We start from the raw sequence: 24,204 nt of genomic DNA on the forward strand, positions 1-24,204 counted from the left end.
AAAAAGGGTAAGGGGAAAACAAATGAGAAAAAAAGTCATGATGTCTTTAATGCTAATGACGTTTCTTTCTGCGGTAGAAGGAACGATTGTTAGTACAGCGATCCCTCGTATAACGAGTGATTTGTCAGGTGTCGAACTTGTTAGTTGGGTATATGCAATCTATATGCTTGCAACAGCTGTTTCGACTCCAATATACGGAAAGCTAGCTGATTTATTCGGCCGTAAAAAAGTTCTGCTCATCGGAGCAACAATCTTCTTAATCGGTTCTGCACTTTGCGGAGTCGTTACATCAATGGAACAATTAATCTTCTTCCGTGCTCTTCAAGGTATAGGGGCTGGTGCTGTTATGCCGATCACAATGACGATTATTGGAGATCTATATAGCGAAGCGAAAGACCGCGCGAAAGCACAAGGCTGGATGAGTGCCGTTTGGGGTGTATCTGGTGTTATTGGGCCGTTAGTAGGTGGATTTTTAGTTGATTCTCTTTCTTGGCGCTATATTTTCTTCTTAAACGTTCCTTTTGGAATTATCGCTTGCTTAATGTTTGCCACTTCTTATAAGGAATCTGTTAAGTCCACCGCTAAGCAACATATCGACTATCTTGGTGCGACAGTTTTCTCATTAAGTACAATTGCTTTACTATACGCATTATTAACAGGTAGCAGTAAGCAAAACTGGGGAGACATTTCAATTATCGGCCTATTAATCTTTGCCGCTGTTTCATTCATTATTTTCTTATACATCGAGAAAAAGTCTCCGGAGCCATTAATTCCGCTAGCACTTTTCTCTAACCGTACATTATCTACAATAAACATACTAACACTTATTGCTGGCGCAATGATTATTAGTATTACAGTGTATCTTCCAATTTGGAGCCAAGGTGTTTTAGGAAAAAATGCGACAGAGGCTGGACTCATTTTAATGCCGATTCCTGTTATGTGGACATTCGGTGCTATGTTCTCCGGTAACTTAGTTGGCAAGTTACAAACGAAACAAATTATTTTACTTGGAGCTAGCATTTTATCAGTTGCTACTTTCTTATTATTTACATTATCAACAGATTCACCATCATTCCTTATTTATGTTGCAGTCGGATTATTCGGCTTAGGAATGGGTCTTGTTACACCAATTTACATGGTAACAATTCAAGCAGCTGTACCGGCCCATACGCGCGGAACGGCAGTTGGTTTAAATACATTTATTAATACATTTAGTCAAACACTAGGTGCTGCAATCTTCGGAACGATCTTTAATACGATGATTCATGCACGTGGCATTAAAAACCTTGATCTTGTTTCTTCTGGCGGACATGGAGGGGCTACAGCAAACGTAGCAACTGAGTCACAATCCGCATTAGCATCAAGTGTACACGTCATTTATATGAGCACTTTCGTATTAGCGGTATTCACATTAATTATCGCTTGGATCCTATTAAAGCCAGCTAAACAAACAAGTGAACAATAAAAAAAGGATGACCATTTTGGTCATCCTTTTTGCATAAAATCTACTCTTCATTCTCCACAATATGTTTAAGCACGGACAATTTATTATCCCAAAATCGTTCATAGTACGAGAGCCACTGCTGTAATTCCTCTAATGGTTCTGGGTGCAAACGATATATCTTCTCTCTTCCACTCTTTCTTCCACTCACTAAATTCGCTTCTGAAAGAATATGAAGGTGCTTTACAACTGCAGTACGGCTCATCGGAAAATGATCCGTTATTTTTGAAATTGGTAACTCTTTATCACTTAATAACCGTAACACTTCTCGGCGGGTTGGATCAGCAATTGCTTGAAATACATCATATTTCGCTGCTGACGAGGACACTTAACCTTCGACAACCTTTTTCAGTTTTTCATTTACAATCGCTACCCAGCCACCATTCATTCTATCGCGAATAATAGAGCTCTTCGCATTCGCTTTCGGAAGGATTTCATCAGGATGTTTCCAGCCGCCGTGAATTAACGTAAATTCTGTTTTATTATCTCCTAGGTCTTTCAAATTAAATGAAACAACCCAGCCATCTGTGTCCCATGAGAAAGATAAATAATTCGGCTCATCAATCTCTAACACTTTACATGGTGATGGTCCGAAAGGTGATTGCACATGAAACTCATGTCCTACCGCCAATTCGAAATCATTTGGCATAAACCATGACGCAATTCCTTCTGCAGTCGATACTACATTCCATACTTTTTTAATAGGCGCGTTAAAAACGATTGTTTGTTTAATATCATTTAATGTATTTTGTTGTTCCATTTTATATCTCCTTTATTCGGCATTAAAATATAACACCTTTTAGTTTCACATTAACAATATAACACCTTTTGGTTTTATGTCAAGAAAGACTCTTTTTCACTGTTGAGAAATTCTCAACATTTTTTCAACAGGACAAACACCCTCTCACCATTCCTTCATAATATACTCACAAAGGCAATGAAAAATAGAAAATTCCCTCAATACGAAACTCTATCACTCCTATTGAGAGAAGCGCCTAACTTATCTCATCTGTACTTCGTCTCTCCTCCTTCCCTCGGGGACAATACACGAGATATGTAAAAATCAGAAGGAGTATGCCCGCCATTTGGGTAGGTAGTTATTTCTCTTCTCCTCAACATTTCCTTAGGAGCGAAATGACTACCTCCCCACTTTTTTAAACAAAATAAAAAGGAGATGAAAGCTATGTTCTATTGCATTAACTGTTCTGAAATTCACCATGAAAAACACCCGAATGATAAAGTTTTTAAAAACGGTTTTTATATTGATCCATTTTTAGGTGATCGTTATCACCTTGGTATGTGTACAGATGCCCAAAACCATGAAACAGGGGCGCCTCTTTTAGCGACAAAGAAATTAGGCACAACTCAATCTATTATGAACGTATTACCGACACATGTTGTCCCAACATAAAACATAAAAAAGAGCTGGCTCACCCAGCTCTTTTTTATGCTTTATAAACGATCATTGCTGAAAAACAATAAATTTGGTTTTCGTCATCGTTAATAGAAACACCGACTTGGTACTTAATATCTACAAAGTTACTATCATCAATTTTTTTCAAAAATACATTTACAGCGTCTTCTAAGTCTTTTTCATGACTTTCATCAAACACTTTCACACGAATCATGTTAACACCATCCTAGATCGCAGCCCTCCGCCGCTTGTTTAGTGCCACGGTGCGTATCTATGATGCGATAAAACTTTCCATCTTCATATATATATCCGTCTTCTAACACATATTGTTTATCTTCAGTATAGACATAAAACTTACCTATCATAAACTTACTCGTATATAATTCCAAATAATCTTGCCTAAATTTAGCTACAACTTTATTTGTAATATCAATTCTAATTGTGCGCCCCACCTTCTCTCCCTCCCTTGCAAAGAACGGATTTAGGTATATTGTATTAGCGATTTTATATTTTATGCTTAAAAATAAGTGGATATGCCCTCTTTCTGCGCCTGTACTATTTTTCTAAAAAAATTCCCCCTATTTATTCAACTTATAAGAGCAAAAAAACGACTTTTATATATTGACTACATCATATCAGATGTGATAATATATAAAATTTGACATTTTTACCCTCGTATGTTATCATTAAAAGTGGTTACCACATATGGAGGTGGATGATTTGTTTCAAATTGGTGATAAAATCGTTTATCCAATGCACGGTGCAGGTATCATCGAAGCAATTGAAGAGAAAGAAATATTAGGCACTACGCGTCAATATTGTGTTATACGTATCATTAGTAAAGATATGCAAGTAATGCTTCCAATGAATCAATTACAAAAATCCGGTATACGTTACATCGTCGATAAAGGTACGTTAGATGGTATACTTCTTGAATTTCATCATGGGGAATCAGACCCCTCACTCTCTTGGAAACAAAGATATACAATGAATATGGAAAAAATGAAAAACGGCAAACTTCAAGCTAGTGCAGAAGTTGTTCGTGATTTACTTCGTCGCAATAAAGAAAGAGCATTAAATGCGAGCGAAAAACAAATGCTAGATAATGCGCGTAAAATGGTTATTAGTGAAGTTGCACTTGTACAGAATGTTTCAGAACATCAAGCAACAGAATTTCTTCAAGATACAATCAATCATTAATTTTAAAAATAGCCGACCGCTATTTTTTTTGCTTAAAAAAGGCCAAAGAGTTAAATCTCTTTGGCCTTTCATATTACCCACGCCCCGCTTGAAACGATGGGTATAAAGTCATTCCACCATCTGCAAATAACGTAATTCCGGTTACGTAACTTGCTTCTGCTGAAGCGAGCCACGTTGCTACTGCTGCGATTTCTTCAGGTTTTCCAATGTAACCCATCGGAATCATACTTTCTACGTCGTCACGTTTTTTCGGGTCAGCAAATTTTTCAGCATTAATTGGCGTATTAATTGCACCAGGCCCAATATTATTTACCCGAATACCTTTTGGTGCATATTCTAACGCTAACGTTTCTGTCATAAGCTTAATCCCCCCCTTACTAGCCGCATAATGCACAAATAATGGCCATGGGATTTTCTCATGAACACTAGACATATTAATAACCGAACCTTTAATATCGTGTTCCACAAAATATTTAATCGCTTCACGACTTCCTAAAAAAGCACCTGTTAAATTTGTATGAATTACTTTATTCCAATCCTCTAACGGCATTTCATGCGACGGTACCGCGTTTTCTATCCCTGCATTATTAATCATAACGTCGAGCGTACCAAACTCTTTCACAGCAGATTGAATGAGATTCACAACATCTGCCTCGACCGTCACATCACCTTTTACAGCAACCGCTTCCCCGCCTACCTTTTTTATTTCTTCTAATACATCGTTCGCTTCTGACTCTCTGGAGCGATAGTTAATAACAACTTTCGCCTTCTCTTTAGCAAATCTTACTCCCATGGCTCTTCCAAGACCAGTTGCTGATCCTGTAATAACGACGACTTTCCCTTCTAAATCACTATACATTTTAATACCTCCTTAACTTTTCGCAATCCCCAGCATAATTCCAGCTGCAATGATAAAAACGATACCAATAACAATCCCAATTAATTGACGCTTCGTTTTCCTTTCACCTAATATAAAAATCCCGCCAAGCGTCGAAATAATAATTCCCATTTGTGAAAGGGAAAAACTTGTTGCGACCCCAACTCTTGGCTGCGAAATGAATAAAAACATATTTCCAGCTGCCCAAATCAATCCTGGAAGAATATTTCGAATCGCATATTTATTGAATGGATGATGTTTAAATGTGAGTAAAATCCCGCCTAATACCATACCGACCGCTTGTGGTAATAAAGCCGACCAACCGTTCACGTTAAATAACCGGATAACTACTACGTAAACTAAATAACCGACTGTTGAAATTAATAAAATAACAATTCCTTTTTTAAAATTTCCTGCTTGCTCTGCATTCTTCTCTTCTTTACTTTGAAGCGATGTTAAAATAACCCCGATAATAATACAAACGAGCGCCAAAACTCCAAGAACGACCGATATCGTCGTTGACCATTCATGAAACACGATAACCCCAAATAATGTTGTCGCGACTAATTGAAGCCCTGTTGAAATCGGCATCGTTCTAGAAACACCCATTAAATCAATACTTTTTAATTGATTCGCTTGACCAAGTGCCCAAAATAAGCCAGATACAATTCCAACTCCAATAACGGTCGGAGTTAATACCGGCTTCATAAAAATATAAACGACAATTGAGAAGATAAGTGCACCGAACGTTGTACCGAGCGTTTGACTATACGGTCCCCCGCCCAGTTTCACGTTAAATAGCACAATACTCCCCCAAAATATAGCTGGTAAAATCGCTAAAAGTATATCCATCGCTCATTACCTTTCTCTACAAAATGTCATAGGTTATCGCTCTAAATCATTAGAGTGAGCTTTTATTTTTTCGTTTTTTCGTGCACAAATCTTTTCTACAATAGCACCAGAAACATTCTTTTCTCGCTCCACTTTCTTTATCTTTATGTGATCTAAATTGTCTTCCAAAGTAAGTGTAACTTTATCATTCGGCGGATTATGTGCCCCTTGAAATGTAAGAAATTGTATCGTAACTTCAAACCTAGGAACAAACTCATCTTTCTTGCCTAGACGCTTTATATTTGTAACTGAGTCACATTCATATTGATCTTCTGTCACTTGCCTTATAACCGAGTAATATCGATTCAGTAACGCACTTTCTAAAAGCTGTTCCGTCGATTCTTTTGCCAAAGAATTGCTTGGAGAAAAGAAAAAAACAGAACATATCATTGCAATCATTACACATATCTTTTTCATAACTTCCTCCTTTTCCTATGAGATAGTGTTCTCCAAAATGCCGTAAAAAAACGACTTTCCCTATTTAGGAAAGTCGTTTTTTATAGCATAAATCCAATATTAACCACCACTCACTGGTGGTATTAGTGCAACTACATCACCAGTGTGTATCGTGTCATCTTCATTTGCGTACTCTTCATTAATCGCAACCATAATTGGCGCTGACACTGGTACATTATATTCTTTCGCAACAATATCTTTTAACTCTGCAACCGTAATATTTTCTTTCTCTATTTGTAATTCACTCGTTCCTGCTTCTTCTTGCAAGTTCGCAAATAACAATACTCGAATCATATTTATAACTCCTTCCCAGGCTCTCCTGCTGGATATGGTGTTTTTTCTAATTGGTCACCAATCCATGAGTCACCATCTTCCCAAAACTCCTTTTTCCAAATTGGAACAATTTGCTTAATACGCTCCATAATATATTCATTCGCTTCATAAGCCTCTTTGCGATGAGGCGTTGATACAGCAACAACAACCGCTATATCAGAAATTTGCAGCGTGCCGATGCGATGCGTAATCGCAACATGTGTACCGGGCCACTTCTCCTTCACTTCTGACCCAATTTTCTGTAGCATCTTTTCTGCCATCGTCTTATAAGCTACATACTCTAAGTATAGTGTACGACGCCCTTTCGTAAACTCCCTAACTGTCCCGATAAATGTTGTAACAGCACCACATTCACGGCGAACTACTTTCTTTGTCACCTCTTCAATCGAGATTTCTGTATCAATTACTTCATAATACGTATTTATCATTTTGCACCCCTAGCCGTTTGTAAAAACCAGTCTATATACAATTTTTCTTCTGTTATATGAAATACTTTATATTCTTCTCGTACATTTGACGAAGCATCATACCACGTAATAACTGCCGCTATATTTTCTACTTTATGTAAAAGTTCAGCGTCTTCCGCAGAACGAAGTAACACTACTTTCGGATAGTTCTCAGCTTTATAGCCCTCTATTAAAATCGTATCTACTTCAAAAAATTCGTACAAGCGGATAATTTCTTGCAAGGACCATTCATCTCGCAAAGAGGACAAAGATAGTAATCCAGCACCTTCTACACTACTTACTACAGCACCAGCTTTTCTGTGTCTTTCACTATCTTTTTGCGCTACTTCAGGAAAGCCCCCGTGACCATGATGTTTAATTGTAGCAACCTTCATTTCTCTTTCAGTTAATGCATGCACCATCTTCTCTACAAGTGTTGTTTTCCCGCTATTTTGATACCCTACTATTTGTAAGATTGAAGAGGCTTTGTCCACGGCCAATCACTTCCCTCAGAGCATTCTAACAATAATACAGACACTTTCATTCCTGCTTCAAATCCTCTCGTTCCTCCAGGCAGCACGATAAAAGCATTTGCATCCGCAAGTGAAGAGACCGCACTCGATTTATCTAAACCGACTGGCATCGCTTGTAGTGCCCCATTAACAATACTCGCTTTTGCTCTTACAAAACGAGTAAACGGATTTGGTTTCGGGAAATCTTTTTGTAAAATAGCATCAGTTCTATATACGTGAGGCTCCTTCACATGCAAATACGTTTTCATAATTGGATGCACAAATAATTCGAAACCTACATAACAAGCTGACGGATTACCTGATAAACCAAAGAGTAGCTTTCCATCAACTTCAGCTACTGTCGTTACACTCCCCGGTCTCATCGCTATTTTATTAAAGAGTACATTCGCCTGTAACCTTTCATAAATAGCTGGCAAATAGTCGTAATCCCCTACTGAAACACCGCCCGTTGTAATTAAAATATCAACCTCATCCATCGCTGATTTAACAGCTGTAAAACATGCATCTAACTCATCGGCAAGTTGTCCATAGTAACGCACTTTCCCGCCAGCTTTCATAATTTGAGCGGCAATCATGTAAGAGTTACTATTTCTAATTTTCCCTGGCTCTAACGCCTCATGCACTTCTAGTAATTCACTTCCTGTCGTTACAATACCGACAACAGGCTGTTTTACAACTTTCACAGTGCTATATCCAAACGTCGCTAATAATGCGGCAACACCTGGATTGATTACAACACCTTTCTTAACGAGGACTTGATTTTGTTTTATATCTTCTCCTTTAAATGACACATTGTCACCGTTTTGGAAAGGACGTTTTAACTTCATATATGTACTTTCGTTCCTCTCGAATCCTTCCGTCAGTTCTAGCATTACGACTGCATTGCAATCTTCTGGAATAGCTGCTCCTGTCATAATACGAACCGCCTGAAAAGCCCCTACTTCTTCTGTAAAAACAGATCCTGCTCCGATCTCTCCTATTACTTCAAATTCAATCGGATGCTCTTGACCCGCTTCCTTCGTATCTTCTGCTCGAATTGCGAAACCATCGTAAGGAGAACGATCAAAGTGAGGAACATCGTGATCTGAGACAACATCCTCCCCAAGAATCCTCCCATAACTTTCTGTAATAGAAACTTCTTCTACTTCACCATGCTTAGCATATTTCATAACCCGCGCCACTGCCTCAGCAACTTGAATCGGGATTCGTTTTTCTACCATTGTTTCTCACCTCATATTTGCAAAATATCTAATCTCGATTACACTTTATATATTAAATCGCAATTACTTCAAGGAGGAATTCCATGTCTTCATTCACACATTTCAACGACCAAGGACGCGCTAAAATGGTTGATATAAGTGACAAAAAAATAACCGTTCGAACAGCAATAGCATGCTCTAGCATTCTCGTTACAAAAGAAATTTTTGATAAAATCTCACGCAACGAAATTGGTAAAGGTGACGTATTAGCCGTCGCACAAATCGCAGGTATTATGGCTGCAAAACGTACTTCTGATATTATCCCAATGTGCCATCCTTTATTATTAAAAGGTGTTGATGTCTCTTTCGATTGGAAACAGTCAGAAGAACAATATCGGCTACTTATTGAAGTAAAAGTTAAAACAGAAGGTAGTACCGGCGTTGAGATGGAAGCTTTAACAGCTGCTTCCGCTACCGCTCTTACTGTATATGACATGTGTAAAGCCGTTGATAAGGGTATGATTATTGGCGAAACGTACTTACTTGAAAAAACGGGCGGAAAAAATGGAGATTATATTAGAAATTCTTAATCCTACCTTTTCCATTTGAACCTAAAGGATTCCCCTTTAGGTTCAACCTATATATCTTGCATATAGTCGTTTCGCAACATTTATATCATTCGTACCATGAATAAACGCCCTGCCATCTGTAAATAAAACAAAACGATATTCTTCCACTGGAAATGATAATAAATACGGCGTTGCTTTTACATCCACACTTTTTTGTAAGCGCTTTTTAATTTCTTCTAAATTAAAACCTTGACGCACACCTGGACGGATTTGAACTGTATTTCGCCCACATAATACTTCTGTTTTCGTTTGTGCTTCAAATGTTAAACTCGGATATGTACGTAACTTTCCACAGGATAAACATGTATCCTTTTTCTGCCTATTCACTTTAAATGCCATCTGTTGATTATTCCAAAGATCAAATGATAGCATCGTTTCACGAAGTGCCTCAAAATCTTCTACTAATATTTTCAAGGCTTCCGTTATTTGATGTGCAACTACTAATTGCACTGCTGGCTGTATAATACCGGCCGTATCACATGTCGCTCCGCTCGCTGGATGCTCCATTAAACATCGAAAACACGGCGTTTTTCCTGGCAAGATTGTATAAGTTACTCCGTAGCTTCCAACGCATCCTCCGTATATCCACGGAACGTTATACATCTGCGATATATCATTAATAAGAAGGCGCGTTTCAAAATTATCTGTCGCATCTAATATTAAATCTACACCTTTAATTAACTCTTCCATTTCTTGCACCGTTACATCAGTCACAACCGGTACAATTTCTACTTCGGAATTAATTGCCTTTAAATGTTCTGCTGCCGCTATCGCTTTCGGCTTATAATGCTTTGCATCTTCTTCTGTATATAATTGTTGCCTTTGTAAATTACTCCATTCTACATAATCACGATCCGCAATTGTTATTTTTCCAACACCTGCTCTAACAATTGCTTCTGCATTCGCTGCTCCGAGCGCACCAGCACCGATGACGAGCACGTGCTTCCCTCTTATTTTCCGTTGCCCTTCTTCCCCAACACCAGAAAATAATATTTGTCTTGAATATCGCTCTTGCATACGACATCCCCCTTTCTTATCCTCCTATATAAGACATTTCAATTTTCGGACGATTCTTCGCACTTTCTTCTGTCCGTTCATCTGAATATCGATCTTTTCTATTCTCCCATACATATTGTATAGCTTTTAATAACTCATTATCCGAAAGGTTTTCCCTGAGAAGTTTCCTTAAATCCATTCCTTCTGTCGCAAACAAGCAAGTATAAAACTTTCCATCTGCTGAAATTCTTGCTCTCGTACAAGAAGAACAAAATGACTCAGAAACGGAGGTAATAAAACCAACCTCTACATTCGTTCCAACGTATCGATACCGCTTCGCAACCTCACCAAAATAATGAGCTTCAGCTGGCTCAATTGGATGCACCCCATGAATCATATCAATTAATTCTCGTTTCGTAATAACTTGATCAAAATTCCATCCATTCGTACTGCCAACATCCATAAACTCAATAAATCTAAGCGTGATTCCTTGTTCTTTAAAATACGTAGCAACCGGAAGTACTTGATGATCATTCATTCCTTTTTTCACAACCATATTTACTTTCACTTCAAGGCCTGCTTCTTTCGCTGCCATAATTCCTTTTAACACTGGCTTCGTATTCATATTCCGGCCATTAATTGCGCGGAACACATTATCATCTATCGCATCCAAACTAACATTTACTCGGTGTAACCCAGCTTCTTTTAACGCCTTCGCTTGCTTCGTTAAATGAATCGCATTTGTCGTTAATCCTATATCTACTAAACCGTCAATTTTCACGAGACGTTCGATAAGTTTTGTTAAGTCCTTACGGAGCAAGGGTTCGCCACCAGTAAGTCTAATTTTCCGTACACCGATGCTAACAAATACTTTTGCTAATCGCTCTATTTCATCAAATGTCAGTAAAAACTCATCTTTCAAAAAAGCATAATCAGGACCAAACACTTCCGCTGGCATACAATACGTACACCGTAAATTACAACGATCAATGACAGAGATGCGTAAATCTTGAAGTGGGCGTCCGAAAAAATCTTTAACCTTCTCCTGCATCGCCACTCTCCCTTTCTGCCAAATTTCTCTCTTTTCATTCTATTATAATATATTTTCGAACTGCGATGTTTTTGCTAAGGTGAATAAAGTGAAACTTTACTAACCAATTAGACTATCTACAAGTAACGAGATAAAAAAACCTTGAAACATAAAAGTTCCAAGGTTTTTTTGCTTATTAACTTAATCTAATAATAGTTAGAGTAGCTCCTGGCGTTGTTGTAGATAATGTAGCTATTGCAACTAATCCAAATAACTGCAGACTAATAGCAGCTCCAGCAGGCAAGTTAGCAATTATTGGTGCACTAAATGAACCAGTAGCCACTGCCGGGGAGTTTATCGTTCCCGCAAGCGGACTGCCATTTACAGTTATACGAGAACTTACAAGTAATCCTGCCGTTAAATTAATTGTATAGGCTATATAATAATTCCCTGCATTCGCAACTGTAAATACAGTATTTCCACCACTAACAGTTATTCCTGGTCCAATATTTTGATTGTTCGGTAATGGGATATTCGTACCGCCTAATAAAACGGAAATAGCGGTTCCTGATGTATTATTCGCAAATGCATACGTTGCAGTTGTACTAACTCCAGTCACCCCGGTCGCTCCAGTGGCTCCTGTTGCTCCCGTTGGACCTTGGATTCCTTGTGAACCTGTCGCTCCTGTTGCCCCCGTTGGACCTTGAATTCCTTGTGAACCTGTCGCTCCTGTTGCTCCCGTTGGACCTTGAATTCCTTGTGGGCCTTGCGCTCCTGTTGGACCCGTGTCCCCGGTTGGGCCTTGTGGACCTTGTGGACCTTGTAAACCTTGCACACCTTGCGGACCTGTTGGACCTATTTCTCCTTGCACACCTTGTATTCCGGTTGGGCCTTGTGGACCAGTCGGACCTTGCACTCCTTGTATCCCTTGAATTCCCTGTGGGCCTTGTGCTCCGGTTGCACCTGTTGCCCCTTGTATCCCTTGTGGGCCTTGACCTCCTTGGATTCCTTGAGGACCGGTTGGACCTTGGATTCCTTGCGGGCCTTGAATTCCTTGCGGCCCTTGATCTCCCGTTGCTCCAGTTATACCTTGGATCCCTTGTGGACCTTGAACACCTTGCGGACCGGTTGGGCCTATGTCTCCTTGCACTCCTTGAATTCCTTGTGGTCCTTGTAAACCCGTAACTCCGGTTGCTCCCGTTTCTCCTGTTGCTCCTGTCACTCCAGTTGAGCCCGTCGCCCCAGTATCTCCTGTTATTCCTGTCGAACCGGTTGCTCCAGTCGGGCCAGGTGGTCCACCGGATGGACCTGTCACTCCCGTCGGACCTGATGGACCTGTTGGGCCAGTCGGTCCGGCTGGTCCTCCTGATGGACCAGTTACACCTGTTGGACCAGTTACTCCAGTTGCTCCTGTAGTCCCTTCCCCTGTCGCCCCTGTTGTACCCGTATCTCCAGTTACTCCTGTCGGCCCTTGGATTCCTTGAATTCCTTGTGGGCCTTGCACCCCTTGCGTACCCGTCGGTCCTTGAATTCCTTGGATTCCTTGAATTCCCTGTGGACCCATTGGACCTGTTGGACCTATATCCCCTTGAGTACCTTGCACTCCTTGCGGGCCCTCTGGACCTGTTGCTCCTATATTCCCTTGAACACCTTGAACTCCAGTTGCTCCTTGTGCTCCGGTTGCTCCTGTTATACCTTGAACCCCTTGTATTCCCTGAATGCCTTGTGGACCTTCTGGACCTGTTACTCCTATTGGTCCTTGAATTCCTTGGATTCCTTGTGGGCCCTCTGGACCTGTTGCTCCAGCTGGTCCTGGCACTCCTTGTATTCCTTGCGGACCCTGAAGTCCTTCTGGGCCTTCTGGGCCTGTTGGTCCTATATCACCCATTGGCCCTTGAATTCCTTGGACTCCTTGTGAGCCTGTGTCCCCGGTTGGACCAGGTACCCCTTGTATTCCTTGTGGGCCTTGATCTCCTGTTGCTCCTGTTATACCTTGAGGTCCTACGGCCCCTTGTATACCTTGCGGACCTTGATCTCCAGTTGCCCCCGTTATCCCTTGAATTCCCTGAACCCCTTGGATTCCTTGTTCACCAGTTACTCCTGTCGGACCTGGAATACCTTGAATACCTTGCGGACCTTCTGGACCCGTTGGTCCAATTCGCCCTTGAACCCCTTGTATTCCTTGCAGGCCCTGTGCTCCTGTTTCTCCTGTACTTCCAGTCGGACCTGTATTTCCAGTCACTCCCGCACTTCCAGTTACTCCAGTATTTCCAGTCGCTCCCGTCGCACCTGTACTTCCACTCGGTCCACCTCCTGGCCCTGTCGCACCAGTTGCTCCAGTCGGACCTGGAGGTCCTCCAGATGGGCCAGTTATCCCTGTTGGACCTGTTATTCCAGTCGGACCACTAATCCCCTGACCAGTCGCTCCTGTTGCTCCCGTATTTCCACTCGGTCCTTGTGGGCCTTGTATCCCTTGAGCTCCTTGTATTCCTTGTGAACCTGTTGCACCCGGTACCCCTTGCACTCCTTGAATTCCTTGAGGTCCCTCTGGCCCGGTAGCTCCAATCGGCCCCTGTAATCCCTGCATCCCCTGTATACCTTGTGCCCCAGTCGCTCCGGTCGGACCAATTGGACCTTGTAACCCTTGCACTCCTTGAGGTCCTGCCGCTCCAGTTTCTCCCTGTGGTCCCCTTAATCCTTGTGGTCCCTGCTGTCCTTCTGGTCCTGTTGCACCCATTTGTCCAGCTGGTCCTTGAATCCCTTGCACTCCTTGAGGTCCTGTCGGGCCCATCTCCCCCATCGGACCTTGAAATCCCCTTCGTCCTTGTGGGCCAGTCGGGCCTTGTGGACCGGTTGGACCAGTAATCCCAATGCCAGTAAATCCCGTTGGAACGGGAGGAAAAGTAGGTCCAATAAGATTCGGTGAAATTCTGAAATTAGAGTTTAATGAATTTTGTCTATCGCGCTCTTTCACACTTTCACCACCTACACACCATCTTTTTTACTTTAAACAAACCTCTTCTTAATATGTATTTACAAAAACAATCTCAAAGACTATTTTTATTCTAAATAATAAAAACTCCCTTAATTCCTTAAGGGAGTCCAGCAACTGAATCCATATTATCTGTATTAGGGACAGCTTGCGATATACTCGACACATTTGCACCTTGCCCCATATTTGTTCCCGTTACAGTACCAGCAGGGGTACCTCGTGTATAGGTTGTCGTCACCGAATCTCCCGGTTGTAAACAAAGCTTCGTCTCCGTCCCTATTACTGTAACAACGTCAATCCAAGTGCACCCCATTGAACCACTATACGATTTCGAAGCAGTAAATGAAGTATCACTCAAATTATCCCCTGTAAATATATTCCCAGTATTATTAACGATAATAAATTCTTTAATACGTGCAGGCATACTTACACTCTACCTTTCCTTTATGCACCTAATGTACGTGTACTCGTCGCTAATGGCGGAAGAAACACTGATGTTCTAATCACAGCTTCTGGCTGTCGTTTCCCATTTAAAAAAACAGCCGCACTCGATCCTCCAGCACCAGCATATATTTTTGCCACAGCTAAAGGTGAGATATCATAACAGTCGCCAACATTAACAGCTCCTGTATTATTTATAATTTTTACTTTACGCATGTTAATTCCCATTTCGCCTCCCCCTTTTGTATACTGTATGCAAAAGAAAAAAACTTGAAACAGACTCGTTTCAAGTTTTTAACAATTAACTATTTCGTTTCACCTTCATATTGAAGCATACCGCCAACCATATTCACTGTTTTAAATCCTTGCTCATTTAAATAATGGCATACATTTTCACTACGCATTCCCGAACGGCAAATAAAGATATATTCATTCTCTTTCTCAAAGAAATCTACTTTATTTGGAATATCGCCCATTTTAATATGTACAGCTTCCGGAATTTTCCCTGCCGCAACTTCTTCATCTTCCCTTACATCTACTAAAAATAATGTTTCTCCATTTTCTAAACGCTCTTGCACTTCTTCTGTAGTAATTGTTTTTACTTCTGTCATATGTAGTTCCTCCTTATATACAATAAAACCTTCAGTTTCTTCTTTAAACAATCATTTCTCATCAATTTTAGCATGCGAAGGAAGGAACGCAAAGAATGGAACATTTATTTCTCAATTTCCCCGCAAAACTTATTCTTTACAAACATAACTGGCGCATTGTATCCTCAATATACTTGTTTGATGAAAGGAGCCAGTTAAAATGACACTTTTTCTTTTCATTATGGGCATCATTTTCTTAGTTTTTGCAGTTATTGCTCTTAGTATGAAAAATAATAAAAAGATAAAATCCCCTCAAGAAATGTCATTCTTATTTCTATTACTTAGTATAGCTTTCTTCGGTTTATCAGTCGCTTCATATATTTTCCGTCTGCAAATCATGTAAAAAAAGGTGCCTACTATAAATCATGCACCTTTCCACATTAATTATTTCCTACACAAAACTAGATACTTTCCGATTTAAAAACTCGTAAACTTTCTTTTCAAACAAATGAACATCTAATGCCCCAGCCATATGCCCATTTATACTTTCTATCTCATACACTTCTGCATATTTCCTCTGTTTTTGCAAAATGTCTACCATTTTATAATTATAACGAGGTGGCTGAAGTAAATCTTGTTTGCACGGAATCATGAGTACATTCGCTTCTATATTAGAAAGAGCCTCTTCTAAAGAAGAAAATCCATGCGCAATATCATGTAATAAGACTGCTTTCGCAGTGTACATCCACGAATTTGCATCTACTAAATTTATACTTTTGCATGTCACTTTATTAATTTCTTTCTCAAATGATGTTAATGCAGAAAATTCCTGATAAGGTGCCATTTCTATACTGTTCCGCGGGAATGCCATTTCATAAAAATGTTCATCAAACGCATTCATAAACATCATTCGATTTGCTAAATGAAGACCCTTCGTTGGTTGTTCCTCTCCGTACTTTCCACCTTTCCAGTTTGGATCAAGCTGAATTGCTTCAATCGCATTTTGCGCTACATTTCCCGACGTTATAATTGGATTTTGTGGATTAGTAATAACTCCAATCACTCGCTCTACCATATGAGGATAGTGAACAGCCCATTGCTGCGCAATCATCCCACCTGCCGACGGTCCCATTACAGCATGTAACCTAGAAATCCCCATATCTGTTATTAACTCATATTGCATGCGTGCTACATCTAAAAATGTGAAGACTGGAAAATCCATCGCATACTCAAAGCCAGTCACCGGATTTATCGATTTTGGTCCCGTTGTAATTACGTAGGGGTTCTTCACCTGTACATTACAAAGGTTATCAGTACATATAACGAAATATTTATTTGTATCAATTGCTTTCCCAGGTCCAATTAATCCATCCCACCAACCAGCTTCCTCATCATGCTCTGTATATTTTCCTGCCGCATGACTTGTTGCACTAAAATAGTGACAAACCAAAATCGCATTTGATCTTTCTCTATTTAAAGCACCATACGTCTCATACCCCATTTGAACAGGAATTTCCCTACCATTTTCAAACACAAACTCTTTTAAAACAAATTTCTCCTTTTTTACAATTTGCATAGACTCACCTTCTTCCCATCATATTATGAACTGCTTACTAAAGGATTTTTTCTATACAAACCAATCTCCTCCTTCTTTTCATAAATAAATGAATAATATACAAAATTAGCCACAAAATAGCACTATATTACAAGATCAAAGAGGGCATACATATGATTTGGAATTGGTTACGTAAGAAAAAAAACTCAAATACAAAAGAGACAGATGATTCGAAACAACAGCCAGATGATCAAAAGGAACATAACAAAGATAAGAATGGCGAGCCAAAAAGTACGGAACAAACTGAGGATTCTTCTCAAAACAAGCAGCAAAATTCTAAGCAAGATGATAATTCTCAAGACAAACAACAAAGTTCTAAACAAGGTGATTCTTCTCAAGACAAACAGCAAAATTCTAAACAAGATGATTCTTCTCAAAACAAGCAGCAAAATTCTAAACAAGACGATAATTCTCAAGACAAACAGCAAAGTTCTAAACAAGATGATTCTTCTCAAAACAAACAACAAAATTCTAAGCAAGATGATAATTCTCAAAACAAGCAGCAAAATTCTAAACAAGAGGATTCTTCTCAAAACAAGCAGCAAAATTCTAAACAAGACGATAATTCTCAAGACAAACAGCAAAATTCTAAACAAGATGATTCTTCTCAAAACAAGCAGCAAAATTCTAAACAAGACGATAATTCTCAAGACAAACAGCAAAATTCTAAACAAGACGATAATTCTCAAGACAAACAGCAAAATTCTAAACAAGATGATTCTTCTCAAAACAAGCAGCAAAATTCTAAGCAAGAGGATTCTTCTCAAAACAAGCAGCAAAACTCTAAGCAAGAGGATAATTCTCAAAGCAAGCAGCAAAATTCTAAGCAAGAGGATTCTTCTCAAAACAAGCAGCAAAACTCTAAGCAAGAGGATAATTCTCAAAGTAAACAGCAAAATTCTAAGCAAGATGATACTTCTCAAAACAAACAACAAAATTCTAAACAAGAGGATTCTTCTCAAAACAAGCAGCAAACCTCAGGAAGTAACAGCATTTATGACTTTAGCAAACCAGAAAATGATCATATTCATTCTCTACAAGATTTAATAGAGAAGCTGAAACAGTCTAGTGATTTTGTTAATTACCACACATCTGACGATGAAACGATGCCTTATTGGATTTCTTACTATCGCCCTTCACTTGATGGTGAGAAATTGCAAAAGTATTTAATGCCTACTCTAATGGAACGTCCTTGCACTCCATTAGAAGAATTAAAAGAACATATTCCGATGAGCGGTATTACAATTACGAACGACTTACAAAAAATTGAGGACATGGTTTTAAAAGGACATGCAATTATTCAATTAAATCAGCAAGATCAAAAGTGTATGCTTGCAAATATTGCAATTGATACTTATCGGGCACCAAGCCCTCCATTAAATGAATCAACAGTTATCGGTCCGCAAGAAGGTTTTGTAGAAGCTATTGATACAAATATTAATTTAGTCCGTAAACGCCTTCCTGTTTTAGAGTTACAAACAAAAGAGATGATTATTGGAGAGTTTTCAAAAACAAAGGTTGTGATGATGTATTTAGACAACCTTGCAGAAAAAGATAACGTAGAGTTTCTAGAAGAATCATTACGTGCTCTCGAGTACGATCAAATTAATGACAGCGCCTATATACAAGAGTTAATGGGTGAAAAATCCATTTTCCCGCTCTATATAAATACAGAGCGTACTGACAGAGTTACAAAGGCACTTATTGATGGCAAAATCGCTATTTTTGTTGATGGTTCTCCAAGTGTCCTTTTAACTCCTGTATCATATTTCGATTTTTTCATTTCACCAGAAGACTATAACGTTTCTTGGTTATACGCTACATTCTCAAGGATTTTAAGATTGCTCGCTGTTCTATTCTCAATTTGTGCAACTCCATTATACGTTGCAGTTTTGAATTATCATTATGAATTAGTTCCGAGTGACTTACTTGAAACATTGATTTTATCAAGGGCTCAAGTACCATTTCCACCTTTAATAGAAGCACTTTTCTTGGAACTTGCGATTGATTTATTAAGAGAAGCTGGCGCTCGATTACCTATGAAGGTCGGACAAACGCTCGGTATTGTAGGCGGTATTGTAATTGGGCAAGCATCTGTACAAGCTGGTTTAACGAGTAATATTTTATTAATTATCGTTGCCTTATCAGCACTCGCTTCCTTCATTACACCGATTTATAAAATGGGTAACGCTGTTCGATTACTACGTTTCCCATTTCTTGCATTTGCAGAAATAGGTGGGCTCTTCGGTATATCTCTTGGATTTATCTTTTTATTTACCCATCTTTTCAGGCTAACTTCTTTACGTAAACCGTACGCACTTTTTTATCCAACTAGACAACAATCAATGAAAGATTCATGGATTCGTTTTCCATTAACGATGATTGATACAAGAGATGTACAAGCGAGACCACAGCATGTGAAAAAGTCAGCAAAAGGAATTTCAACAAAACATAGATCGGATTTTGATGATTAAGAAATGAGGTGCATTGATGAGTAAAGTTCAAGAAAAATATCAAATATCTCCTATCTTTGTTTTCTTCTTAATTCACAGTGCACAGTTTGGTGCTGGTGTTCTCGGATTCGCTCGAATTATTGCAAAAGCCGCTGGATACGACGGCTGGATGGGAGTTTTAATTACAGGAATCGGTATCCATATTCTTATATGGATGATGTATTTCTTATTAAAAGAAACAAACGGAAATTTAATTGATTTACATCGGCAAACATTTGGAAAATGGATTGGAAATGGTATTAGTATCATCTTTATGGCTTATTTTTTTATTGTGAGTCTCTCGGTCATTAGAACATATGTCGAAATTATTCAAGTGTGGATGTTTCCTAGTGCGTCCACCTGGATGCTCACATTCTTTATATGTTTAATAAGTTATTACATTATTTCATCAGGCTTCCGCGTCATTACAGGAATTTGTGTCATTTCTGTTGGTGGAACTTTAGGATATCTTTTTCTAAGTCTCTTCCTTTTAAAATTCTCGCATTGGGGTAATTTACTTCCGATGTTTTCACATTCTTTTACCGATATTTTGAAAGCGGCCAAACTATCTATTTATAGTATGACAGGGTTTGAAATTTTTCTTATGGTGTATCCGTTTGTTAAAGAGCCAAAGAAGTCCCATAAATTCGCACAATATGGGGCATTATTTTCTAACTGCTTATATTTATTTAGTACTATTCTCGCTTTTACTTTCTTTAGTGAAAAACAACTACTCAAAACAATTTGGTCTCAACTTTCAATGACACAAGTTATTAAGCTTCCTTTTATAGAGCGACTTGAGTATATTGCTATTTCCGCTTATGCTCTCGTTATTGTTACGAGCTTTATTCTACCTTTATGGGCCGCTACTAGAGGAACTCATGAAATCTTTCGCGTTAAACAACGTGGCATTTTAATCGCCTTTATACTCATCACCTTAGTTGTTTCACAACTTTTAACGAACAGGCATGATATTAATGATTTTATTAGCAATGTATCTAAAGTTAGTTTTTGGCTTATATATGTGTACATCCCAATTCTATTTATTATTGTGTGGGTGAAAAGAAAATGGACAAAATCAAAAGAAAATTAATACTTCTTATTTGCATCAGCACCTTTAGTCTAACTGGTTGCTTACAAAAAAATATTATCGATGATGTTCAACTCATTCAAGGAACTGCCTTCGATACAGCAAAAGATAATAAAGTAAAAGTTACATTTGTTTGTCCCATACAAAAAAAGGGAAATAAAGTTCAAGTTTATGAAGGAACAGGAAACGCAGTAAAACAAGTAAAGGCAGATACATCTTTAGAATCTTCGCAACCGTTCGCAAGCGGTCAAATGCGTATTGCCTTATTCACAACAAAAATTGCTAAAAAAGGATTATCAACTTCCTTTGACACATTAATTCGTGATGTGAATATTGGTAACTCACTTTATGTGGGACTATTAGAAGGCAGTGGTACTGAACTATTTAAAGGAAAATATAGTACATCTTATAATGTTGCAATTTATATAAAAAAAATGTTAGAACATAATATGAAAACTGGCCCTTTACCAACTGACAATTTATATTTTGGCGCCTTTCGGTACTACCGTGAGGGACAAGATTCTTATATGCCTATCCTGAAAAAACATGGAGATAAAATAAGAATTACTGGTATCGGTCTCTTAAAAAAGGATAAGTTAGTCGGAACAATTAATTACCACGATATGTTTGTTTTTAAAGGACTACTAGAAAAGCACCGCTTAGATTCACATGAATTTAAAACCAATCCTGGCTATGCAATGATTAATAACATCCGTTCCGTTCCTACCTATGAAGTAAACATAAAAAACGGAAAACCTTCTTTCTATATTCATGTAAAAATGGAAGCTCGTATTCAAGAATTATCTCGAAAATTCAACTTAGAAAATGAAAAGAACACGCAAAAAATAGCGAAAGCAATTGAGAAACAATTAGATGCAAAAGCTACAAAACTAATTAAACAATTTAAATCTCTAAATGTTGATCCTCTTGGACTCGGAGCAAAATATAGACAACATTATCGTCCATTTAAATTAGAAGAGTGGAAAAAAATGTACAAAGATGTCCCTATTAAAGTAAAATACACCGTTAATATTACAAATTCTGGTGTAATTGAATAAGTTAATGATTGAACTCCTCTCTCTGGCGTGATACAACGGAGAGAGGAGTTTTTTATTACTACTATAGAGAGAAAAGATATTTACGGGGGAGCTTATGTCTAAAAAGTTAGTAAAGCCTATTTTAAACGGTATTTTATTTCTCGGCGTCTTTTTATTTGCTCATACATACTTAAAAAATGTTTCTTTCACACGTTATTTACTTGTAGTTATACCAATGCTACTCATCGGAATGTTTGGCATCGATCTTATTTTATCCGTTTTAATTAAGAAAGAAGAATAACGAGCGAACATCTTATTTCTCATAAGATGTTCTTTTTATTTAATAACTACCTTATGTTACAATAAAATTCGGCATAACGTAAGAAAGGATGAAACAACATGACAAACGAAAAAGGTTTAGATAAAGGATACGAACTTGTTGCAAAAATGCATGAAGAATTCGGACATCCTGTGACAAGTACTCCAACAAAACTAACAGAAGAGCGTGCAAAAATTCGTGCTAGCTTTATGCAAGAAGAGCTAGAAGAATTTCTAGAAGCAACAACTGTTGAAGATCAATATGATGCACTTATTGACCTTATTTACTTTGCATTCGGAACGTTTGCAGAAATGGGCGTACGTCCAGATAAAGGATTCGAAATTGTAAACAATGCTAACATGGCAAAACTATTCCCTGATGGAAAGCCTCGATTCCGCGAGGGCGACGGCAAAATTATGAAACCAGAAGGATGGCAAGCACCGGAACCACAACTTCGTGCGGAAATTGAACGCCAACGTCAAGAGGCGGAAAAAAACTGCTAGGATCTCCTAGCAGTTTTTTATTATGTTTTTTTTCCTTTGGTCTATTAATGACCCACGTGTCCCGCGTGTCCTGCTGCTCCTGCAGTAGCTGCTGCTGCTCCTGCTGCCGTTCCTGCCCCAATTCCACCTGCCCAAGGCTGTTGTTGCTGCTGATACTGTTGGTATTGTTGTTGACCTTGATGTTGGTGTTGACCTTGGTGATGATGTTGACCTTGATGATGCTGTTGGCCTTGGTGATGGTGTTGGCCTTGGTGATGGTGTTGGCCTTGGTGATGGTGTTGACCTTGATGAGTTTGATAAAGGACAGCCTGCGGGTGAATTTGATGATGACCTTGGTGATGTACTTGTTGCTGATGGTGGCCGTGGTGTTGATGCTGGCCTTGGTGACCATGATGACCGTGGTGTTGATGCTGGCCTTGGTGACCATGATGACCATGGTGTTGATGCTGGCCTTGGTGACCATGATGATGACTTTGATGAGTTTGATAAAGGACAGCCTGCGGATGAATTTGATGATGACCATGATGATGTACTTGTTGTTGATGATGACCGTGGTGGCCGTGATGCTGATGATGGCCGTGGTGTTGATGATGACCGTGGTGTTGATGATGACCGTGATGGCCGTGATGCTCATGATGCACATGATGACCGTGAACACCTTGAGGGAATCCGCCGATCCCACCTGCTACAACACCAACGCCAGGTACAGGAAATCCTGTTTGTACACCGCCAACGAAAGATGGGAATGTAGTTGGCATACCTACAGGAACTCCTCCTTGTGCACCTCCTACTAGTGCCGGAAATCCTGTTTGCGCTCCAGCTACTGACGTTGGAAATCCTGTTTGTACACCCGCCACTGACGTCGGAAATCCTCCAGCTGCTCCTCCCATCCAACTTGGGATTCCGCCATATCCGTGTTGACCATCTCCTCCCATGAACATCATTTGTCCATAACTATCCGATCCACCTCCGAAGAAGCCATGTGGTGCATTATTGTCCATCCCTTTCATTCCTTTCACCTCTTCTGTTCAATTTAACCTACCTTTTTTATCATATTTTCTATAGAAGAATAGGTGTTTGTCTATATGGGAATTCCGCGCCTTTTTCTTCGTTCTTCATTCATGATAAACTAAATTAACTGATTATTTTTTAAAAGGAGGCGTTTTCGTTGGAGAACGTAGCAAAAGCTTCCATCGACGATTTAGATTCAATCGTACATATAGATATTGATGTGATCGGAGACGATAGTAGACGAGATTATATTAAACACGCTATTGATGAAGGAACCTGCATCATTGCAAAAGAGGACAATTCCATTTCTGGTTTTCTAACATACGATACAAATTTCTTTGGTTATACTTTCCTCTCATTAATCATTGTTTCGCCAACGAAAAGAAGACAAGGTCATGCAAGCTCATTAATCTCATATATGTTAAGACATTCTCCTACTCAAAAAATATTTTCTTCAACGAACAAATCGAATACAAATATGCAAAAAGTTTTTAAAGCAAGTGGATTTATGCGTAGTGGAATGATCGAAAACTTAGATGAAGGTGATCCTGAGCTTATTTTTCACGCAAAAAAGCTCAGAGCATAAACGCTCTGAGCTTTTATTAATAA

The 24,204-nt window shown here is 39.0% G+C and carries 30 protein-coding genes; 11 read left to right on the forward strand and 19 right to left on the reverse strand.

The features are described 5' to 3' along the window. The first annotated feature begins 22 nt into the window (after positions 1-22). Positions 23-1,465: an MDR family MFS transporter gene (locus tag MKY70_RS24485; protein WP_088032250.1), complete on the forward strand. Its 1,443-nt coding sequence runs from the start codon at positions 23-25 to the stop codon at positions 1,463-1,465. A 40-nt stretch (positions 1,466-1,505) separates the two neighbouring features. Here MKY70_RS24485 and MKY70_RS24490 read toward each other — a convergent pair whose 3' ends face one another. Together MKY70_RS24490 and MKY70_RS24495 are read right to left on the reverse strand one after the other, a co-directional pair. Next, complete coding sequence (locus MKY70_RS24490; RefSeq protein WP_002015665.1) at positions 1,506-1,829, reverse strand: ArsR/SmtB family transcription factor; 324 nt, start codon at positions 1,827-1,829, stop codon at positions 1,506-1,508. After that, positions 1,830-2,261, reverse strand: coding sequence for an SRPBCC family protein (locus MKY70_RS24495; protein ID WP_088032248.1), 432 nt, complete (start codon positions 2,259-2,261; stop codon positions 1,830-1,832). A gap of 423 nt (positions 2,262-2,684) precedes the next feature. Between MKY70_RS24495 and MKY70_RS24500 the strand changes: the two genes are divergently transcribed. Beyond that, positions 2,685-2,912, forward strand: a complete 228-nt coding sequence (locus MKY70_RS24500) for a DUF3973 domain-containing protein (protein WP_002129470.1) — start codon at positions 2,685-2,687, stop codon at positions 2,910-2,912. A gap of 34 nt (positions 2,913-2,946) precedes the next feature. On the opposite strand, the gene MKY70_RS24505 is transcribed toward MKY70_RS24500, so the two are convergent. Continuing rightward, positions 2,947-3,129, reverse strand: coding sequence for a sporulation protein Cse60 (locus tag MKY70_RS24505; RefSeq protein ID WP_000621751.1), 183 nt, complete (start codon positions 3,127-3,129; stop codon positions 2,947-2,949). 1 nt (position 3,130) lies between these two features. Next, complete coding sequence (locus tag MKY70_RS24510; protein WP_341025895.1) at positions 3,131-3,367, reverse strand: DUF2553 family protein; 237 nt, start codon at positions 3,365-3,367, stop codon at positions 3,131-3,133. Positions 3,368-3,620: 253 nt separating this feature from the next. Between MKY70_RS24510 and MKY70_RS24515 the strand changes: the two genes are divergently transcribed. Next, positions 3,621-4,115, forward strand: a complete 495-nt coding sequence (locus tag MKY70_RS24515) for a CarD family transcriptional regulator (protein WP_088032244.1) — start codon at positions 3,621-3,623, stop codon at positions 4,113-4,115. A 73-nt stretch (positions 4,116-4,188) separates the two neighbouring features. Here MKY70_RS24515 and MKY70_RS24520 read toward each other — a convergent pair whose 3' ends face one another. From MKY70_RS24520 to MKY70_RS24550, 7 genes are all read right to left on the reverse strand, one after another. Further along, positions 4,189-4,974, reverse strand: a complete 786-nt coding sequence (locus tag MKY70_RS24520) for a glucose 1-dehydrogenase (protein WP_113734080.1) — start codon at positions 4,972-4,974, stop codon at positions 4,189-4,191. Positions 4,975-4,986: 12 nt separating this feature from the next. Then, complete coding sequence (gene glcU, locus MKY70_RS24525; protein ID WP_341025897.1) at positions 4,987-5,844, reverse strand: glucose uptake protein GlcU; 858 nt, start codon at positions 5,842-5,844, stop codon at positions 4,987-4,989. Between the two features lie 33 nt (positions 5,845-5,877). Next, positions 5,878-6,300, reverse strand: coding sequence for a DUF3888 domain-containing protein (locus MKY70_RS24530; protein ID WP_002089063.1), 423 nt, complete (start codon positions 6,298-6,300; stop codon positions 5,878-5,880). A 99-nt stretch (positions 6,301-6,399) separates the two neighbouring features. After that, positions 6,400-6,633 (reverse strand): molybdopterin converting factor subunit 1, encoded by a 234-nt coding sequence (gene moaD, locus MKY70_RS24535; RefSeq protein WP_002089064.1) that lies wholly within the window; start codon positions 6,631-6,633, stop codon positions 6,400-6,402. 2 nt (positions 6,634-6,635) lie between these two features. Next, complete coding sequence (moaE, locus tag MKY70_RS24540) at positions 6,636-7,100, reverse strand: molybdopterin synthase catalytic subunit MoaE (RefSeq protein WP_002129479.1); 465 nt, start codon at positions 7,098-7,100, stop codon at positions 6,636-6,638. Then, on the reverse strand, positions 7,097-7,618 hold the full coding sequence (mobB, locus tag MKY70_RS24545; protein ID WP_002164943.1) for a molybdopterin-guanine dinucleotide biosynthesis protein B: 522 nt from the start codon (positions 7,616-7,618) through the stop codon (positions 7,097-7,099). The genes moaE and mobB overlap by 4 nt, the downstream gene beginning before the upstream one ends. Then, entirely contained in the window at positions 7,582-8,871 is a 1,290-nt protein-coding gene (locus MKY70_RS24550) for a molybdopterin molybdotransferase MoeA (protein WP_088032241.1), read from the reverse strand. Before MKY70_RS24550 ends, mobB begins: the two co-directional genes overlap by 37 nt. 83 nt (positions 8,872-8,954) lie before the next feature. Here MKY70_RS24550 and moaC point away from each other — a divergent pair, with 83 nt between their 5' ends. After that, the gene (gene moaC / locus MKY70_RS24555) at positions 8,955-9,440 is read left to right on the forward strand and encodes a cyclic pyranopterin monophosphate synthase MoaC (RefSeq protein ID WP_002129484.1); all 486 of its coding nucleotides are present in this window, start codon (positions 8,955-8,957) and stop codon (positions 9,438-9,440) included. Positions 9,441-9,482: 42 nt separating this feature from the next. Here the strand turns inward: moaC and MKY70_RS24560 are convergent, their stop codons facing one another. The 6 genes from MKY70_RS24560 to MKY70_RS24585 form a co-directional block, all read right to left on the reverse strand. Then, positions 9,483-10,496 carry a molybdopterin-synthase adenylyltransferase MoeB gene (locus MKY70_RS24560; protein ID WP_341025899.1) on the reverse strand — a complete coding sequence of 338 codons (1,014 nt, stop codon included), beginning with the start codon at positions 10,494-10,496 and terminating at the stop codon, positions 9,483-9,485. A gap of 16 nt (positions 10,497-10,512) precedes the next feature. Next, positions 10,513-11,526, reverse strand: a complete 1,014-nt coding sequence (gene moaA / locus MKY70_RS24565) for a GTP 3',8-cyclase MoaA (RefSeq protein ID WP_060750864.1) — start codon at positions 11,524-11,526, stop codon at positions 10,513-10,515. Positions 11,527-11,701: 175 nt separating this feature from the next. Continuing rightward, on the reverse strand, positions 11,702-14,479 hold the full coding sequence (locus tag MKY70_RS24570; protein WP_341025901.1) for a BclA-related collagen-like exosporium protein: 2,778 nt from the start codon (positions 14,477-14,479) through the stop codon (positions 11,702-11,704). A gap of 118 nt (positions 14,480-14,597) precedes the next feature. Beyond that, on the reverse strand, positions 14,598-14,921 hold the full coding sequence (locus MKY70_RS24575; RefSeq protein WP_002067673.1) for a hypothetical protein: 324 nt from the start codon (positions 14,919-14,921) through the stop codon (positions 14,598-14,600). Between the two features lie 20 nt (positions 14,922-14,941). Next, the gene (locus MKY70_RS24580; protein WP_000512595.1) at positions 14,942-15,166 is read right to left on the reverse strand and encodes a spore germination protein; all 225 of its coding nucleotides are present in this window, start codon (positions 15,164-15,166) and stop codon (positions 14,942-14,944) included. A gap of 77 nt (positions 15,167-15,243) precedes the next feature. Then, positions 15,244-15,549, reverse strand: a complete 306-nt coding sequence (locus tag MKY70_RS24585; RefSeq protein WP_000141214.1) for a rhodanese-like domain-containing protein — start codon at positions 15,547-15,549, stop codon at positions 15,244-15,246. 199 nt (positions 15,550-15,748) lie between these two features. Between MKY70_RS24585 and MKY70_RS24590 the strand changes: the two genes are divergently transcribed. After that, the gene (locus tag MKY70_RS24590) at positions 15,749-15,931 is read left to right on the forward strand and encodes a hypothetical protein (RefSeq protein ID WP_002015640.1); all 183 of its coding nucleotides are present in this window, start codon (positions 15,749-15,751) and stop codon (positions 15,929-15,931) included. Positions 15,932-15,979: 48 nt separating this feature from the next. On the opposite strand, the gene MKY70_RS24595 is transcribed toward MKY70_RS24590, so the two are convergent. Then, entirely contained in the window at positions 15,980-17,104 is a 1,125-nt protein-coding gene (locus tag MKY70_RS24595; protein ID WP_341025903.1) for an alpha/beta fold hydrolase, read from the reverse strand. Positions 17,105-17,256: 152 nt separating this feature from the next. On the opposite strand from MKY70_RS24595, the gene MKY70_RS24600 reads away from it, so the two are divergent. The 5 genes from MKY70_RS24600 to MKY70_RS24620 all read left to right on the forward strand — a co-directional run bounded on the left by MKY70_RS24600 (position 17,257) and on the right by MKY70_RS24620 (position 22,584). Continuing rightward, a complete protein-coding gene (locus MKY70_RS24600; RefSeq protein ID WP_341074616.1) occupies positions 17,257-19,617 on the forward strand; it encodes a spore germination protein in 2,361 nt (786 codons plus the stop codon). A gap of 16 nt (positions 19,618-19,633) precedes the next feature. After that, positions 19,634-20,728 (forward strand): spore germination protein, encoded by a 1,095-nt coding sequence (locus tag MKY70_RS24605; protein WP_341025906.1) that lies wholly within the window; start codon positions 19,634-19,636, stop codon positions 20,726-20,728. After that, a complete protein-coding gene (locus MKY70_RS24610; RefSeq protein ID WP_088032232.1) occupies positions 20,704-21,783 on the forward strand; it encodes a Ger(x)C family spore germination protein in 1,080 nt (359 codons plus the stop codon). The genes MKY70_RS24605 and MKY70_RS24610 overlap by 25 nt, the downstream gene beginning before the upstream one ends. 94 nt (positions 21,784-21,877) lie before the next feature. Next, positions 21,878-22,063, forward strand: coding sequence for a hypothetical protein (locus MKY70_RS24615; RefSeq protein ID WP_002129504.1), 186 nt, complete (start codon positions 21,878-21,880; stop codon positions 22,061-22,063). A gap of 98 nt (positions 22,064-22,161) precedes the next feature. Then, positions 22,162-22,584 carry a haloacid dehalogenase gene (locus MKY70_RS24620; RefSeq protein ID WP_002034433.1) on the forward strand — a complete coding sequence of 141 codons (423 nt, stop codon included), beginning with the start codon at positions 22,162-22,164 and terminating at the stop codon, positions 22,582-22,584. 44 nt (positions 22,585-22,628) lie between these two features. Here the strand turns inward: MKY70_RS24620 and MKY70_RS24625 are convergent, their stop codons facing one another. Beyond that, on the reverse strand, positions 22,629-23,594 hold the full coding sequence (locus tag MKY70_RS24625; protein ID WP_341025908.1) for a VrrB protein: 966 nt from the start codon (positions 23,592-23,594) through the stop codon (positions 22,629-22,631). Positions 23,595-23,752: 158 nt separating this feature from the next. On the opposite strand from MKY70_RS24625, the gene MKY70_RS24630 reads away from it, so the two are divergent. Beyond that, positions 23,753-24,181 (forward strand): GNAT family N-acetyltransferase, encoded by a 429-nt coding sequence (locus tag MKY70_RS24630; RefSeq protein ID WP_088032230.1) that lies wholly within the window; start codon positions 23,753-23,755, stop codon positions 24,179-24,181. Positions 24,182-24,204: the final 23 nt, after the last annotated feature.

The organism is Bacillus sp. FSL R9-9492 (assembly GCF_038007365.1).
In the GTDB taxonomy this organism is placed as follows: Bacteria; Bacillota; Bacilli; order Bacillales; family Bacillaceae_G; genus Bacillus_A; species Bacillus_A mycoides.